At 57.9% G+C, this 16,052-nt stretch carries 9 protein-coding genes, 1 tRNA gene and 2 pseudogenes; 3 read left to right on the top strand and 9 right to left on the bottom strand.

Annotated elements, in window-relative coordinates; translation table 11 throughout:
- Positions 1–103 precede the first annotated feature (103 nt).
- A complete protein-coding gene (locus AC2TCY_RS10040; protein WP_480847195.1) occupies positions 104–4,066 on the bottom strand; it encodes a tetratricopeptide repeat protein in 3,963 nt (1,320 codons plus the stop codon).
- A 500-nt stretch (positions 4,067–4,566) separates the two neighbouring features.
- Between AC2TCY_RS10040 and AC2TCY_RS10035 the strand changes: the two genes are divergently transcribed.
- Complete coding sequence (locus tag AC2TCY_RS10035; protein ID WP_480847194.1) at positions 4,567–7,245, top strand: UvrD-helicase domain-containing protein; 2,679 nt, start codon at positions 4,567–4,569, stop codon at positions 7,243–7,245.
- A 171-nt stretch (positions 7,246–7,416) separates the two neighbouring features.
- On the opposite strand, the pseudogene AC2TCY_RS10030 reads toward AC2TCY_RS10035, so the two are convergent.
- Positions 7,417–7,746 (bottom strand): annotated as a pseudogene (locus AC2TCY_RS10030) (integrase); the annotation flags it as partial.
- A gap of 382 nt (positions 7,747–8,128) precedes the next feature.
- Between AC2TCY_RS10030 and AC2TCY_RS10025 the strand changes: the two are divergent.
- A pseudogene (locus AC2TCY_RS10025) lies at positions 8,129–8,278 on the top strand (helix-turn-helix domain-containing protein); the annotation flags it as partial.
- 17 nt (positions 8,279–8,295) lie between these two features.
- Complete coding sequence (locus AC2TCY_RS10020) at positions 8,296–9,315, top strand: tyrosine-type recombinase/integrase (RefSeq protein ID WP_480847193.1); 1,020 nt, start codon at positions 8,296–8,298, stop codon at positions 9,313–9,315.
- Positions 9,316–9,446: 131 nt separating this feature from the next.
- On the opposite strand, the gene AC2TCY_RS10015 is transcribed toward AC2TCY_RS10020, so the two are convergent.
- The 7 genes from AC2TCY_RS10015 to hpaD all read right to left on the bottom strand — a co-directional run bounded on the left by AC2TCY_RS10015 (position 9,447) and on the right by hpaD (position 16,045).
- Positions 9,447–9,523 (bottom strand) — tRNA-Pro (locus AC2TCY_RS10015).
- 563 nt (positions 9,524–10,086) lie between these two features.
- Positions 10,087–10,815 carry a metallophosphoesterase family protein gene (locus AC2TCY_RS10010; protein ID WP_480847192.1) on the bottom strand — a complete coding sequence of 243 codons (729 nt, stop codon included), beginning with the start codon at positions 10,813–10,815 and terminating at the stop codon, positions 10,087–10,089.
- A 45-nt stretch (positions 10,816–10,860) separates the two neighbouring features.
- A complete protein-coding gene (locus tag AC2TCY_RS10005; RefSeq protein ID WP_480847191.1) occupies positions 10,861–11,916 on the bottom strand; it encodes an aldolase/citrate lyase family protein in 1,056 nt (351 codons plus the stop codon).
- 12 nt (positions 11,917–11,928) lie between these two features.
- Positions 11,929–12,729: a 2-oxo-hept-4-ene-1,7-dioate hydratase gene (gene hpaH, locus AC2TCY_RS10000; protein WP_480847189.1), complete on the bottom strand. Its 801-nt coding sequence runs from the start codon at positions 12,727–12,729 to the stop codon at positions 11,929–11,931.
- Entirely contained in the window at positions 12,726–13,580 is an 855-nt protein-coding gene (locus AC2TCY_RS09995) for a fumarylacetoacetate hydrolase family protein (protein WP_480847188.1), read from the bottom strand. Before AC2TCY_RS09995 ends, hpaH begins: the two co-directional genes overlap by 4 nt.
- The gene (locus AC2TCY_RS09990) at positions 13,580–15,052 is read right to left on the bottom strand and encodes an NAD-dependent succinate-semialdehyde dehydrogenase (RefSeq protein WP_480847186.1); all 1,473 of its coding nucleotides are present in this window, start codon (positions 15,050–15,052) and stop codon (positions 13,580–13,582) included. The genes AC2TCY_RS09995 and AC2TCY_RS09990 overlap by 1 nt, the downstream gene beginning before the upstream one ends.
- 9 nt (positions 15,053–15,061) lie before the next feature.
- On the bottom strand, positions 15,062–16,045 hold the full coding sequence (gene hpaD, locus AC2TCY_RS09985; protein WP_480847185.1) for a 3,4-dihydroxyphenylacetate 2,3-dioxygenase: 984 nt from the start codon (positions 16,043–16,045) through the stop codon (positions 15,062–15,064).
- Positions 16,046–16,052 lie beyond the last annotated feature (7 nt).

The raw sequence follows: 16,052 nt of genomic DNA, 5'->3' as shown, positions 1-16,052 counted from the left end.
CGGCCCTACGGTTTCTGCAACGCGGCTACGGAAAGCAGACCCTCGTGTCGTGTCGAGGCAACGAAAGATAACGTCAATCGCCGCCATTAACCATGAGATCAATTTAAGGCAGCTTGGATAGTTTCCGCGCTGACTTTACGCAGCCACCTATTGTGTTCAGGACGGCTTCTTTATGGTCGTGATTGATTTCCTGGGCCAGAAAACTCGGCGAAGCGAGACTGGTAGTGCTCGACAGGATTGGGAGGAGTTTGATCATGCGGGCGTTTCTCTGCGCCCTCGAGACTGCCGCGGCTACCGAGTCACCCAGCATCTTGACAGCCCCATCTTCGCCCAACCTCTCTGAGAGAGCTTCAAGCATGAAGGCGGCATAGGCCACACAAAGGGCACCATCGTCTTCGCCGTCCCAGAGATCCAGGAGACTGGACCCGATCAGTTGAGCAATGCTCCAGGGGTCGTTCGACGGCAGGGCGATATGATCGAGGAATTGGTTCAGCCATGGCGACGTATCCTTGCGCTCCCATTCGAACAGCGTCGTGTCTCCGTCGATGCTGACGTATCGGTAGTTCCCCTCCAGCATTGCCCCGAGGGCCTCAGAATACGCATCCTGCGAAAGCGTGCCCGCATTGCGCGCGATCTGCAGCGCAACCTGACTCCAAGCCGATGAGACATCATCCATGCCGGCGAACAGCCGGAGAGCAGTATCATCCGCCAACAAGGTCCAACCTCTCTCCTTGGCGACTACCAACGTATCTACGAAACATGGGCCAACATCTTCGAATACAGCCTCGAAATCTGGATGAAGAGTGGTGCCTTCTTCCGGCATGGCGATTGTCAGGCTTCTTGCAATCTCGAGGGTTTGTCTGAGGTTCGAGATGAGGAGGTCGGAGGTTTCCTGGGACATTTCGATTATGCGCATCCCGTGATCGTCCGCGACAAGGCTACCTCGGTGCCCCGCCCCTCCGATGGCATCCACCTTGGCTTGGTAGGCCTCGTGAAGCAGATCGATGCTGCTCTGGGTGATGTGCAGATCCGGGTAGGCTTGAAGAAGGCTGTCTACAAATCCGAGGGTCTGGGCGCCGTAAAGGGTGATGGGATCGACGATCAAGCCCGGCGTAGCCAGGACAGATTGTGTCGCGGCCTTCCTCTCGACGGCGTTACCGAGGGCCATCTTGATATTGATGTTGCCGTGGTGCCGAAGGAAATCCCAAAAATCGAAGACCGTGCCTCCACCAGCGGCGGCCAACAACGCCATGGGGGCTTTCCCGGAAGCGTAGGCCTCTTCGATGCGCTTGACCTGCTCTGCGCGCTCCTTGGCGCTTTCGAAGATGGGACGAAAGCTGCCCTCCAAATCATTTTCATCGATCCGCAGCGCTCCGAATATCTTGCTCTCAGGAAACAGGCGCTCGAAGTCCTTCTGAGACCGATGATACGCATGGGCATACTTGGACAGGATCTTTGTGACGGTGGCGTTCAGCTTCCCGACAGCGGAATCCATCGGGAGATTGTCACCCACAGCCTTTCCCATCAGGCGAAGAGCCAGTGGGTCATCAGGGGAAATTTCGTCGCGGTCCGCCCGTGGGGCAGGGGCTGTCTCGATGATCTTCGTGAGCGGGTCAGCGTGATCTCGCGAGACCACAACGACCGTATCCTCCTCGACGACCTCGCGGTCGAAATCGACATGTCGCCCAGACCGGCCGGTCAGGATCAACCCGACCATGAAGCCAAGGTGTATTTGGGAATCTTCGTAGCCGTCGCGCAATGCGCGGTATCCAATCTCGAGAGCCTTGTGAAAATCGTCCGTGTAGTGATCGAGTTTGTGCGCGAGGTGCATACGCATCCGGGGATCGCCGGCAATATCCACTGGCACGGTGTCGAGGTAACGAGTGATTGCCGCGGTGTCCGGCTGACGCTCACAGATTTCGATCCAGCGAGCTCGGTCTTCCAAGGTTTCTTCCCCCGTGCCGAACACGTGCTCGAGTTCCTTCCTGGCACCCGTCAGGTTTCCAGCGCATTGAAAGATGACTGCGCCGATCCTGCGCATGCTCGCGGTATCTTTGATCCCGGCGTCGATCTTCCCGTAGAGTTCTCGGGCTTCGCGGGTTCTGCGGCTGTTCACCAGTGTCTGGAGTGCCATCCTGAGCTGGGGCGTATCCGTGTCAGGACTACAGAGGTCGATATAGATGTCCGCGGCCTCGGAGTTCCGTCCAACCCTCGCAAGGGCATGAGCCGCACGGTCACGAGCGAAGCTGTTGGTTTCGTGCCCTGACAACTCGGCAAGGCGATCGATGACCGCGGGATCGTCGAGATCTCCGGGATGGTTGAACACGAAGCAGGCCAAGAGCAGAGCGGAGTCTGGATGCTCCGTCAGGACGTCATGGGCAACTTCCTTGAAGAGAGCAGGGTTGATCTGTGCTGCCGCCAGGATACGGCAGTTGCCAAATGCGACACGCAAACCGGCGTCTTCCACTTCTCGATACAAGACTTCGGCACGTGCGAGGGCTGCCTCTGGATGATCTTCATTGATGCGCGCCTGAAGAAGCATGAGCTCGTCATTCGGATCCCGATCGCCTTCGGGAATCCTCGACAGCGCATCGGCAACCGCGGCATCCTCACCCTTGTGCATCTGATGGGTGGCGCGGAACCGGAGCAGTTGCGGCGTATCTCCAAGTCTCCGGAATGCTTCTTCGATGAGCTCTTCGGCCTTCTCGTCATCCCCAAGCATCAGGGAGGCCGAGAGGGCGTTCATGACGCAGGTTTCGGCCTCTCGCGCCCATCCGCTTGCCTGTAGAAGGTCCCAGGCAAGGAGAAAATGTGCTCTTGCATCCTCGACGATCTCGATGTCGCTTTTCCGCATGAGGCTGAGGCTGCGGATGTCTTCTCGCTCGACTACCTCCTGGAACCTGAGGTAGCCCGCATATGCTCGCACGCGCCAATTGTCGGGATCGCGATTGACCGCATCCTTGGTCAACCGCCGACAATCCTTGATCAGGCCCGCTTTCTGGGCGTGTTCCGCGAGTGCCAGAAGGAGCTCCGGGATCCGCTGAAACTGTTTCGGAAGCTGGGTCTGAAGCTCTTGCCATGGCGTTTCCGCCGGAGCCGTCTCCAGGAACACCCCGGCCGCCCGCTGTTGTGGCTCTCGCATCGCCATGGCGCTGGCGGCCAGTTCAGCCGCCTTCTCACGATTGCCTGCGATGGACTCAGCAGCCGCCAGTATGGATAGCGCTTCGGATGTATCGGGATACTCATCGTGAGCCTGACGATACCAATCTACGGCTGCATGCTTGTCACCCTTTGCAAAATTGGCGGAGCCAAGATTGGCCTTGAGACGGAAGCGGTTTCGGGCGCTCGCTTCGCGGCCTTCGGTTTCCAAGAGCTTTTCGAGCCGGGAGATAGCCGACTGCGCAGGGCTATCATTCAGAAGATCGGCTGCGTCGGTGATGCGCTGACCGAGTGCGTCATCGGACGGTTCTCTCTCTATTGCTGCCGAGGCTGACCTCTGGAGATCAAGGATGGCGGATGAGATCCCTGTTAGCTCCCTGGAGACGTCACCGCGCAGGTCATTCATCGCTTCCGATATCTGGAGGTCGGCGATCGTCGATACGCCCGAACAATGAATCGCCGCGACGTGAGGATGGCGATTGAGAACAGCCTTGATCTCGTCCCAACCCATAACATCGACTTCGAAGAGAAACCCCTTGCGGTTCTTCTCGTTCAGCTCGCGCGCGACTTCCTGTATTCGCGCATCATTGGGGGCTGTGGTGGCGAGAATGAACCTGTCGAGTGGGGGTCGGAAAGCCTTGGCCTTCTCGACTTCTTCACGAAGCTCTTTTTCTTTAAGCGCCTTCCCGTAGCTTCCGCCGGAGCGGCCTTTGCACTGGATGCCAACCCACTTTTTGTGAACCCGGTCGGTGCCATAAACATCGACACCATGCTGCTTTTGACCCGACCGGCCATTGGCACGGGCGTCGTCTGTCTGCCATTCGCTTTCGAACAGATCCCTCGTCAGCCGCTCGAATGCCTGCCAGTCGGCAGGCGCGGGAAGATTTACACTTGTTACGTTAACCATGCTGCTCGTGGCTATGTATTTTCTAAATCCAAACCTTAGCTTGGGCCCTTCGAAATTGGAAACACAACTTCGAAGCATAAGCTAAGCGAGTCGACGTCGATAAGTTGCATAGTGAGAGTCCGCACTCCGCCCCAACCGTTCACCCGGCTCGAGTGCATCGTCGTGCAAAATTGAACAAAGTAGCCGCCCATTCGCGCCAGAAATGCGTTCCTTTAGGTTTCCCGCTTTCCAATATTTGCTACACCCAGGAAAAGACTGACAATTCGGTGCACATGAATCTCGTCTCAAAATCCTTCCTAGGGTTCTTGGTTGACCCTCTGGGCCGACACCCAAGATCCCTAACGCTGCGTGAAAAGGGTATTGCGGCACGCGGCGCTGGTTCGCCCTGGATAGGATTTGAAGCTATCGCGACGCGCCCATCAGTGAGGAAGGGCCTAGTCTCGTCGTCGCTTTCGCTCGATCTTGGAGGCGACCAAAACCTGACTTTGCCGGCAGTGGATATGGTTGCGGCCAGAACCTTCGCAGACGCCGCCGCCAACGCATGGACGGATTTCAACTGGGCGGAGCTGGAGAAGGAGGACGCCGCTGTCCGGCGCATCCTGCATGCGCTCAATGCGCTCAAAGTGCCGGATGCTTATCCCGCAGCATGCCGCGTAGCCCCACTTGCGGACGATGCTGTCGACCTGACCGTCAGGGTGCTGTCCAAGCTCAATGCAGAAGCCGTCGGCGACAAGGTGATGTCCCGAATTGCGCCGATCATGGCGTTCGCATCCGATCTGATTGCCGCCCGGGACGCGTCAATCGAGGCGTTCGTGGAAGCTCAATTGCTTCGTTGGAAGGATTTCTTCGACACGGTCGAGTCCATGCCGTTGACGCCGGAGCAGCGGCTGTCCGTCGTCGTCGACGAAGACGCGACGCTGGTTCTAGCCGGCGCGGGGTCGGGCAAGACCAGCGTGATCACCGCGAAGGCCGCCTACCTTGTGAAGGCCGGAATACGGAAGCCGAGCGAGCTTCTGCTGCTGGCCTTCGCGAAGGATGCCGCAACCGAGATGTCGGAGCGGATAGAGGCCAGGTGCGGGGTCCCCGTGACGGCACGCACCTTCCACGCGTTGGCGTATGAGATCATCGGCGAAGTGGAAGGCGAGAAGCCGCCTTTGGCGCCGACCGCGACCGACGACAAGGCGTTCTTGTCGCTGATGAAGGAGATCTTGCGGCACATCGTGGCGACCGCCAACGAGATCGCGCAGACCGTGATCGGCTGGTTCGCTGGTTTCTTCGACGAATTCCCGACAGAATGGGACTTCAAGACAAAGCACGAATGGTATGCGCAGATCGAAAGCCGCAACCTGCGGACGCTGCAAGGCGAGACGGTGAACAGCTTCGAAGAGCTTCTGATCGCCAACTGGCTGTTCCGAAACGGCATCGCTTACGAATATGAGCCAAGCTACGAGCATAGACTCCAGAAGACCGGGCGCCGCACCTACATGCCCGATTTCCGGCTGACAGAGAGCGGCGTTTACATCGAGCATTTCGGCGTGCGTAAGAAACGCGGCAGGGACGGCGTGGAGGAGCTGACCACGGCACCTTACGTCGATCGCGATGCATACCTCGAAAGCATGCACTGGAAACGGCAGGTCCATGCCGACCACGAGACAGTTCTCGTCGAGACCTACAGCTGGGAGCGTGAAGAAGGCCGGCTGCTCGAAGCGCTTGCCGAAAAGCTCGAACCACATGTCACGCTGCGGCCGATCCCGGACATCGAGATTTACGATCGTGTGGCCGAGGTCGGGGTGGTGGACAGCTTCACCTCGCTGATGGGCACCTTCCTGCGCCACTTCAAGAACGGCGGCTATCGGGTTGAGGATTGCTCCGACAAGGCGCAAACGCTGAAGATGGGCACGCGGGCAGAGGCCTTTCTCAAGATTTTCGGCGCAGTCTTTCGTGAGTATCAGTCCCGCCTTGGCGACCGCATCGACTTCGAGGATATGGTGAACCGCGCGACGGCGCTCGTCGAGAGCGGGCGCTACCAGAGCCCGTTCCGTCACATTCTCGTCGACGAGTTTCAGGATATCTCAACTGGGCGGGCGAATCTGATCCAGGCTCTCAAACGCCAGCACTCTGATGCCAAGGTGTTTGCCGTCGGCGACGACTGGCAGTCGATCTACCGCTTTGCCGGATCGGACATTCACATCATGCGTAACTTTGGTGCGGAGTTCGGAGGCATCTATGCAGGGGCCACTGGTGTCCATCGCACCGTCGATCTTGGCCGGACCTTTCGGTCAGTCGACAAGATCGCACTGGCTGCGCGTCGCTTCGTTCTCCGAAATCCCGCACAGATCACCAAGACGGTGATACCGGCAGGCGAAACGGATGAACCTTCGATCAGGATTGCCTGGACACGCCGCGACACGGGGGAGACTGCCTTGAACGACGCCGTAGCTGGTCTTGCCGCTACTGAAGGCAAGGGTGGCGGGAAGCCGTCGATCCTGATCCTGGGGCGATATCGTTTCCTGAGGCCCGATGTGGGGCGGCTTCAGCGCCAGAATCCCGGGGCGACAATCACCTTCAAGACCATACATGCCTCGAAGGGCCTTGAGGCTGATCACGTCATCATTCTTGGCGCCGACAACGCCAAGATGGGCTTTCCGTCGATGATCGTCGATGACCCTCTGCTCAGCTTGGTGTCACCCGAGACCGAGCCATTTCCGAATGCCGAAGAGCGGCGTGTCATGTATGTCGCCGTGACCCGGGCCCGGCGGTCCGTAACCATCCTTGCGTCCGAGGCGCGCCCCTCCGTCTTCGTCGAGGAGCTGATAAAGGAACCGGAGTTCGGCGTAGTCGTGCCACCGGAGGCCCAGAAGCACACCCACACCTGTCCGGCTTGTGGCGGGCGTCTACTCCATATGGCAGGCAAAGATGGTCGCGACTGGTATCGCTGCGAGCATGTGAAGCTGTGCGGCAGTCGAATGCCGGCTTGCCCCGCCTGTGGTATCGGCTTCCCGGTCCGTTCTCGGGCCAGTGATGTCCTGATTTGTGGTGATTGCGGGGAGACCCAGCCGGCTTGTCCCAGTTGCGACGCGGGATGGCTTGTCGAGCGACGCGGCCGCTATGGAGCGTTTCTTGGCTGTGTCCGCTTCCCTGAGTGTGATGGCAAAGCCAAGCTAAAGAAAGGCGCATGACAGGCTGAAAGAGCGCGATCTAGCCGCCATTGGTTAGATCAGCAACGACGGTCCGTGGGCAGCGCATTCCCTACACCCATAGTTGCCTCGGTGAACGGCAGATCCCCGCCCTTAAAGTAAGATTGCTTCAGAGTCATCACGCAATTACGGAGATCATCTCGTTAAACATTTTTACAGTCTCTTTTTTGTGCTTATGAAACGCGCCCATTCCTCCATCATCCCTCGCCGCTTCTCGACCATGTCTCCGCGTCTGTAGGCGCGCTCAACATCACTGCCGACGTTGTGTGCCAGTGCCATCTCAGCCATGTCGCGAGGGTAGTTCGTGCGCTCGACAGCCCAGTCCCTAAAGCTAGAGCGCAGACCATGAGGGACTGTTGGGCGACGCGATCGAGGATCTAGGAAGCCCGGGCGACCCTCCTTCTCCTCCGCAGCTTGGATCCGACGCATCACGGCCGAGATAGTCATGTCCGACATCTGACCGTTGTCGGGGGACAGGAACACGCAAGCCGATTTCTTACTCAGTCATCCAGATGACACAGCATTTCTTAAGCAGGACGCAGAGGGCGGCGCGGGAAGCTCGCTAGAGAGCGGCCGCTTGGATTAGTTGTTGGTCCGCTGTGTTATAAAAATCGCTATCGAAAATGGTGGACGGAGGCTCCAATCAGTTTTTTCATTCTAGATATTTCAATAGATTACGATTTTTCTCCGATCTCCAACGCTCACCCGTCATCGAGCTTGCTATAGACTTATTGATTGCACAAAAAAGGAGCCTCCCGGCAATGCGCACGCAGATCAGGAGTTCGGCACCCATGCCCGAGACGTCGATCGCTGAACGCCAACTTGGCATCTGGGTGACGGACACAAACCTCCGGGCGGTCACGTCATGAGTAGCGACGAAGCACTTCTCACGGTCGAGGAATTCGCGGCCGCCTTGCATCGCACGATCAACCCCAGAACGGTTCGGACCCTGATCCACCAGGGCGAAGTCAACGCCGTTCGCCTCGGCAAGCGCTACTACATGACCCACGACGAATTGAAGAGGTTCACGACATGCCCCGTAAACGCAAACCGGCCCGGCTCTTCCAGCGCAAGGACGATGGCGCCTGGGTCATCCTCGACGGAGGGCAGCAGATCCGGACAGGATTTGGTGATGGATTTCATGAGGCAGCGGAAGAAGTCCTGAGCAATTACATCGCCAGCAAGAAGCGGCAAGATGATCGCGACCGCGATCCGAGCAAGATCACCGTTGGCGAGGTTTTGGTGCACTACGGCGAGGCTAAGGTAAAGGTGGTCCGCGACAGGGACCGCCTGCTCTACACGATACAGGCACTGTCGCCCTACTGGAGCGACCTCAAGGTGTCCCAGATCGACGTCGACAGGTGCCGGGGCTATACGGCCTGGAGGCGGTGCGCCGCATGGACCGTCCGGCGCGAGATGAACACACTGAACGCCGCTGTCAAATACGCCCTGGCGTCGCGCAGGATCAGCCATGCACCGATCGTAACCCTGCCTGAAAAGGGAGTCGCCAATGACCGCTGGCTGACCGAGGAGGAGATCCAGCGCCTGCTGGAAGCCTCTGCTTCTCACGTCCAGCGGTTCATCAAGATCGCGCTATATACCGGACGTCGGAAGACCGCAATCACGCGGCTGAAGTGGATACCCTCCCTTGATAGCGGCTGGGTCGATCTTGACAGCGGGGTGATCCATTTCCTTGGCAAGGCCGAGGCCGAGACCAAGAAGCGCAAGGGAATGGTCAAGATGCCTGGCACGCTCCACGCGGAGATGAAGACCTGGGCCCAGGAGGGGAGCCACGTAGTGTCGTTTAAGGGGGCGCCGATAGATCGGATCGACAAGGCCTTTCGTGCGGCCGTCCAGCGGGCGGGTCTAAAGGATGTGACGCCGCACACCCTAAAGCACACAGCGGTTACCTGGGCGTTCATGCGCGGCATGACACTGGAGGACGCCACGGCCTATTTTGCGACCTCGCGCGAAACTCTGGAAAACGTCTATCGGTCCTACAGCCCAGATGCGCTTAAGAACGCAGCGGGAATTATGGACTGGAAGATATGAAGTGCTAATTCGGTAGTTGGTGGATGCCGGTAGTGAACGAACTGAGCACATCTATCGAACGAAACGTTGCGGATATCGTTGCGGCCATTCCTCTGAAAACAACAAAGGCGCCCTCGGGCGCCTTGTTTCATTGGTCGGAGTGAGAGGATTCGAACCTCCGACCCCTGCCTCCCGAAGACAGTGCTCTACCAGGCTGAGCTACACTCCGACCGTGGCGGGTGATCTATACCTGGCGACCCTGATGTGCAAGAGGGATTTTGCTGTTACACCGCGTGAGAATACGTGCACAAGCGCGTGTGTGACACCTGACGAGGACATGGGCGAATTAATCGCTTCAACTCAAGCTGAATTCCTGTTGCGATCCCCAATGCAAGCAACGTTTCGAAAGAAAAATCTGTTGACATCAGAGGATACCGAGGCGAGAGGGCATTGATTTTCTTACCCTCACAAACCGGATCCCCTCAGCCAAAGGCCTTTGAGGTCGAGCGTGCAGAATGCTGCAAATGGTAATCAACCTTGTTGCCTACGATAGAGGGCTCAAACGGTTATCCACGGGCTGCGCTCGTATAGCACTTCTAAAAAACCAGAACATCCGACAAGGTTGGAAATTAAGTCAGCTCATCCCAGAGAAACCAACCTTGTGTCCTATTGCCACGAAGTTGGTAAGGCCTGCCGCACTGGAGTAGTTTGGCGTCACCTGATACCCAGACGGGCTCGTGTCTCAGACACGTTCGCTTTGCCGACAAACGAATTTCAAGTCGTTTCATCCGTTTACGGCAACAGACGATCTCTACCGCCCGCATTCAATACCCAGCATTCTGTTCCTTCAAATACCGCGACGGTCAGCGCATGCCCGTAGCCCGCACCAGTATCAAGGTTGATACGGTTTCCGTGATGTTGGGGTTTCGAAACATGTGAATGCCCATGCACAACAAGCCAAGGGAATTCGCGGCGGTCATCCAGGAATTCATCGCGAATCCAGATCAAGTCACCCGGATCTTGCTCCTCCAATGCGATACCGGGTCGGACTCCGGCGTGGACAAAAAGAATCCCGTTTTCCTGATGGTAATTTTCCAAGCTGGTCAACAAGTCGATATGAGCTTGAGGTACTACCTTTTTGGCTTCAGCGTGGACCTGGTATATTCGATCACCTTCAGTGACCTTGATACCATACGAATTCAAGGTCTCGACACCGCCGACGCGAGGATGCAGCCAGTGATAACCGACCAACTGTCGCGCATCAGTACGTGGATAGTCCTCTAGGAACATCGCGCACATTTGGTCGTGATTGCCCCGCAGAAAAACCCAGTTCCTGCCACTGCCCTGCCCCTCGATCAGCAAATCCAGAACTTCGCGGCTATGCGGTCCGCGGTCAGTGTAATCGCCCAAAAAAACGACCTTAGCGTTCGGACCGCCATCTCTTTCAACCCGAGACAGCGCATCTTCAAGCATCCCCAACTGACCGTGGATATCCCCGATGGCATATATCGGTTCTGGCATGGTTGCCCTCTTTTGCTCTGACCTTCGACCGCCCTGAAACTGGACTTAACTCGCCCACTCGATGTGGAATTCTTCGCGAAAGGCAAACCGGGCAAGATGAGATTCAATGACCCCTTGCCATCTAGCCAAGTCACCTCTTGGACCGGTTTCAGCCTTCAGCTTCAGACCGGAGTCATCTGCTTGCATTGAAACTCGGTTACCATTGGCAAAGGATACGGTTCCACGATCCGCATCGAAGGAAACTTCGGCTTTATGGGACCAATGTTTGCAAAGCTGCTGCATGTATTTGCTGGCCGAAGCCGTTCGCGCAACGCCTGACACTGCCTGATCCGGCAACAGCGCCAGGGCTGCATCAGCTGCCCCGCGCACTGCCCTGGCAAACAAGGTCACATCGATATTGGTCGCCAGAAAGGTTACGCCCAGTTCCAGACATTTCCGCTGCATTGCAGGGTCCAGCGTCAGGATACCCGCCGCTTTGCCGGCAGCGACGATCCGTGTCAGCGCTTCTAATACCGCTTCGACCACTTCGGGGTGACCAGCATTACCGATGTGACCCATATCTGCGGCCAGATCTGACGGCCCGATAAAAACACCATCCACATCGGTGGCAAGAATATCATCCAGGGCTTCCAGTCCCAGCCTGTTTTCAACCTGAACCAGTAAACAGACTTCTTTATCCGCCGTAGTCAGATAATCCGGAATCGCCGCGAAACGCGAGGCGCGCGCCAAGGCAGATCCTACTCCGCGTACGCCATGTGGCGGATACTGAACAGCCCGGACCAAATCCCGCGCCTGATCCCCGCTTTCGACCATGGGGACCAAAATGCTCTGAACGCCAGCGTCAAGGTATTGCTTGATCATCCACGTCTCGCCGATGGGCAGGCGCGCAACCGGATGACTGCCGGTGCCTTCGATAACCCGTACCTGTTCCAGAATCGAACGCAGATCGTTCGGCGCATGTTCACCATCGACCAGCAGCCAATCGAACCCAGAGGTCGAGGCTATTTCAGCCGCATAGGCGTCGGCCATTCCGATCCAGCAACCAACCTGAGGCTTCCCGGCTTTCAACGCAGCCTTGAACGCGTTTATGGGGGCGGGCATGGGCACGCTCCTTTAAGCAAATTTGATATTGACCGATCCGAACGATCCGAAATCAGTGTGGATTTGGGTGCCCGAAGGGCATTCGATGGGCCGGATAAAACTGCCCGACAGGATCACCTGACCCGGTTCGATACTCTGACCATACTGCGCCATGCGGCGGGCTAGCCAGACGACGCTCTCAACCGGGTCGTTCAGCACACCTGCTCCCAGGCCTGTTTCCTCAATCTCGCCATTGCGGAAAGTCATTGCACCGACCCATCGTAAATCGAAGGCATCGACCGCATGACGGTCTGCGCCCAGCACGATGCCGGCATTGGCGGCATTATCGCTGATCGTGTCAAAAACGGTACGCGCCTTGCCGGTTTCAGGGTCAACCCGTTGAATACGGGTATCAAGGATTTCGATGGCCGGAGCAACGTAATCCGTAGCTCCGATGATATCCTCGCGGGTGACATTTTCACCACCCACCGGCGCCTTCATGACAAAGGCAATCTCAGCCTCAATCCGCGGTTGGATAAAGCGGCCTGCCGGAACGGTACCTCCGTTGTCAAAGACCATGTCATCAAACAATATCCCGCTGTCAGGAATGTCGATGTTCAGCGCATATTGCATTGCCTTCGAAGTCAACCCGATCTTCCATCCGATCACTTGGCGTCCCTCGGCCAGCTTCTGGCGGTAGATGGCATTCTGCACCTCATACGCGTCATCCATTCCAATTTCGGGATGGCGCAGGGTTAGCAACCCGATCTGTTTCCGCGAGCGTTCAGCCTGAAGCAAGTCGGCCGCGGCGCGTGCGTGATCCTCGGGTGTCATACCTGTTCATCCTGGATGCTGTTGCGCAAGGTCCCGATACCTTCAACCGATATTTCCACCACGTCTCCCGGAACCAGATATTTTGGCGGATCGAACCGCGCACCTGCGCCTGTCGGCGTACCCGTGACGATGATGTCCCCGGGCTGAAGGGTCATGAAGGTTGAGATGTATTCGATCTCGCGCCGGATCGGGAACATCATGCGGTTGAGCGTGTCGTCCTGGCGAAGTTCACCGTTCACACGGGTCTGAATGCGGGCGTCATCCAATTGTGCTGCATTGGTGAAGGGCACCAGCCATGGGCCGATCGCACCCGAATTGTCCCAGTTTTTGCCTTGTGTGACGTTGAACTTGGCGTGGCGCACCCAATCGCGGATCGTGCCTTCATTGCATAAGGTCAGCGCGGCAATATGGTCATAAGCGTCAGCCTGCGAAATTCGGCGACCTGCCTTGCCGATAACGATGGCCACCTCTCCTTCGTAATCCAATGTGTGGTTTTCCGGAGGGCGGATCAGTGGGCAGTCATGGCCTGTGAAACCACTGGCAAAGCGCGGAAACAGAGACATGTATTTTGGCTGCGCACTGCCATCCTTATATTCCGCATTACGGTCCGGAAAATTCACGCCGACGCATAGAATGCGGCGGGCATCCGGCATCACCATCTCGTAGGTGAAGTCCGTATGCGATATGGGCTTTCCGTTGGCGACCTTGGTCAGCTGGTCGAACTTACCGGCAGCAATCACCTCAAACAGGGTGTCGTGATCCGGGAAATCGCCGTTCAGTGCAATCGCGCCCTCGTCGGTGATCGCACCGAAAAAGGATTCACCATTGGCGTTGAATGTTGCAAAGCGCATTATGCCTCCTCGTCGGCGTTTATACCGCCCATGCACAGGTATTTGAGTTCCATGAAGTCATCGAGCCCGTAGCGCGAGCCTTCGCGGCCGAGGCCGGACATCTTGACGCCGCCAAATGGCGCCTCGGCGGTTGAGATCAGCCCGGTGTTGATGCCGACCATGCCATAATCCAACGCCTCGGATACCCGCCAGACCCGCGCCATGTCGCGCGAGTAGAAGTATGAGGCGAGGCCGAACTCGGTATCGTTGGCGGCGGCCACAACCTCGCTTTCGGTGTCGAACCGGAACAACGGGGCGACGGGGCCAAAGGTTTCCTCGGTCGCCACCGCCATCTTCGAGGTGACCCCGGTCAGGATGGTTGGCTCGAAGAACGTGCCGCCCAGTTCGTGTGCCTTGCCGCCCAGAGTGACCTCGGCCCCTTTGGAGGTGGCGTCCGAGATATGTTCGGCCACTTTCTCCACCGCCGCCTGGTCGATCAGCGGGCCAAAGACGATGCCCTCGTCAAAGCCGTTGCCGGCGGGCAGCGTTGCCACCTTGTCGCGCAGCCTGGCCGCAAAAGCGTCATAGACCCCGGACTGCACATAGATCCGGTTGGCGCAGACGCAGGTCTGGCCGTTGTTGCGGAACTTGGCGATCACCGCGCCTTCGACAGCGGCGTCCAGATCAGCATCTTCGAACACGATGAAGGGCGCGTTGCCGCCCAACTCCAGGCCCAGCTTCTTGATCGTCGGTGCGCATTGCGCATAAAGCAGCGCGCCGATCTCGGTCGAGCCGGTAAAGGTCAGCTTCTGTACCGTCGGGTTGCCGGTCATCTCGCCGCCAATGCCGCGGGCCGAGCCGGTCACAACCGAGAACAAGCCCGCAGGCAATCCGGCGCGTTCGGCCAGAACCGCCAGCGCGATGGCCGAGAACGGTGTCTGGCTGGCCGGTTTCAGAACCATCGAGCAACCCGCCGCCAATGCAGGGCCCGCCTTGCGGGTAATCATCGCGTTGGGGAAGTTCCACGGTGTGATCGCGGCAACAACGCCGATCGGTTGCTTGATCGTCACGATCCGCTTGTCTGGCGCGTGGCCAGGGGTGACGTCACCATAGGCGCGGCGGGCCTCTTCAGCAAACCACTCGATGAAGCTGGCGCCATAGGCGATCTCGCCCTTGGCCTCGGCCAGCGGCTTGCCCTGTTCGGCGGTCAGGATGGTGCCCAGATCGTCCTGGTTCTCCATCATCAGCTCATACCAGCGGCGCAGAATCTGGCTGCGCTCTTTCGCGGTGCGTTTGGCCCAGCTGTGGCGCGCGGTCTCGGCGGCGGCAATGGCCTCGGCGGTCTCGGTGGCGCCCAGATTGGGCACATAGCCAATGACCTCCCCCGTGGCCGGGTTGGTGACGGCCAGACCAGAGGCCGGATCAGCTTCAATCCAGCGCTTACCCACCAGCGCGGCCTCGCGCAGCAATCCAGGGTCTTTTAGTGTGATCATGTCCACCCCTTACGGTGCAATGATGGGTGAAGCAGCCAATTCGGCCTCATTCACGTCAACACCTACAAAGGATGTGCCGTGTTCGAACCAGCTGCGTGGCGCAGGCGCGCCCCAAAGTGTCTGGCGCTGCGGGTCTTTGAGATCCCATTTGATCGGCTCCAGATCAGGGTCAACAGTCTGGTAATCCGAGCAATAGATCTCGATCCGGTGACCGTCGGGATCAAGGATATACAGGAAGAATGCATTGGAAATACCATGCCGCCCGGGCCCGCGTTCGATGTTGTCGACATATCCAGTGGTCGACATCAAATCGAGCAGGTCGATGATGTTCAGCGGTGTTGGCACCCAGAAGGCTACGTGATGCATGCGCGGGCCTTTGCCATTGGTAAAGGCCATGTCATGCACGCCACCTTTTCGGTGCATCCAAGCAGCCCACAGGCGCTTACTGTCTTCGTCTTCGGTGTATTCCGTCACGCGGAAGCCAAAGTCGCTGTAGAAGGCCACACTGTCATCAACACTGGTCGAAAAACAGTTGAAATGGTCGATCCGCAGCGGCTTTACCCCGCGATAGAGCGCGTATTTCTGATGGATCGGCTCAAGCCGATCCATCTTGTGATAGAATTCCAACGGAATCCCCATGTTATCCGAGGTCAGCAGCGTTCGTCCCTGATAGGGGCGCTCGACCCATTCGGTTGAGCGTCCTTTAGACTGGAAATATGCCTCGGCCCGGTCCAGGTCCCCTTCGTCGAAGGTCTTGAACCCCATCACCTCAACAGTGCCCGGCTGATCGGATTTCTGCAGGATAACGCAGTGGTGGCCGCGTTCCTCCATCGCGCGCAAATAGACATGACTGTCACTTTCATCCGAAACCTGAAGGCCCAGTACGTCGGAATAGAATTTGCGCGAGGCAGCCAGGTCACTTACATTCAGACAGACATGGCTCAGCCGGATGGTATTGAAATCGGGGTACAAATTGGGAGCTGGAACGGGCATCTAAGCC

It is taken from the genome of Ruegeria sp. HKCCD7181 (assembly GCF_057221055.1).
The sequence above is the reverse complement of the archived record's forward strand: the minus strand, read 5'-3'. Positions and strand labels throughout refer to the sequence as shown.

What these genes read in the sequence shown, in the direction of transcription:
- AC2TCY_RS10040 (WP_480847195.1), bottom strand. Translation starts at nt 4,066, where the DNA reads ATGGTTAACGTAACAAGTGTAAATCTTCCCGCGCCTGCCGACTGGCAG.
- AC2TCY_RS10035 (WP_480847194.1), top strand. Translation starts at nt 4,567, where the DNA reads ATGGTTGCGGCCAGAACCTTCGCAGACGCCGCCGCCAACGCATGGACG.
- AC2TCY_RS10020 (WP_480847193.1), top strand. Translation starts at nt 8,296, where the DNA reads ATGCCCCGTAAACGCAAACCGGCCCGGCTCTTCCAGCGCAAGGACGAT.
- AC2TCY_RS10010 (WP_480847192.1), bottom strand. Translation starts at nt 10,815, where the DNA reads ATGCCAGAACCGATATATGCCATCGGGGATATCCACGGTCAGTTGGGG.
- AC2TCY_RS10005 (WP_480847191.1), bottom strand. Translation starts at nt 11,916, where the DNA reads ATGCCCGCCCCCATAAACGCGTTCAAGGCTGCGTTGAAAGCCGGGAAG.
- hpaH (WP_480847189.1), bottom strand. Translation starts at nt 12,729, where the DNA reads ATGACACCCGAGGATCACGCACGCGCCGCGGCCGACTTGCTTCAGGCT.
- AC2TCY_RS09995 (WP_480847188.1), bottom strand. Translation starts at nt 13,580, where the DNA reads ATGCGCTTTGCAACATTCAACGCCAATGGTGAATCCTTTTTCGGTGCG.
- AC2TCY_RS09990 (WP_480847186.1), bottom strand. Translation starts at nt 15,052, where the DNA reads ATGATCACACTAAAAGACCCTGGATTGCTGCGCGAGGCCGCGCTGGTG.
- hpaD (WP_480847185.1), bottom strand. Translation starts at nt 16,045, where the DNA reads ATGCCCGTTCCAGCTCCCAATTTGTACCCCGATTTCAATACCATCCGG.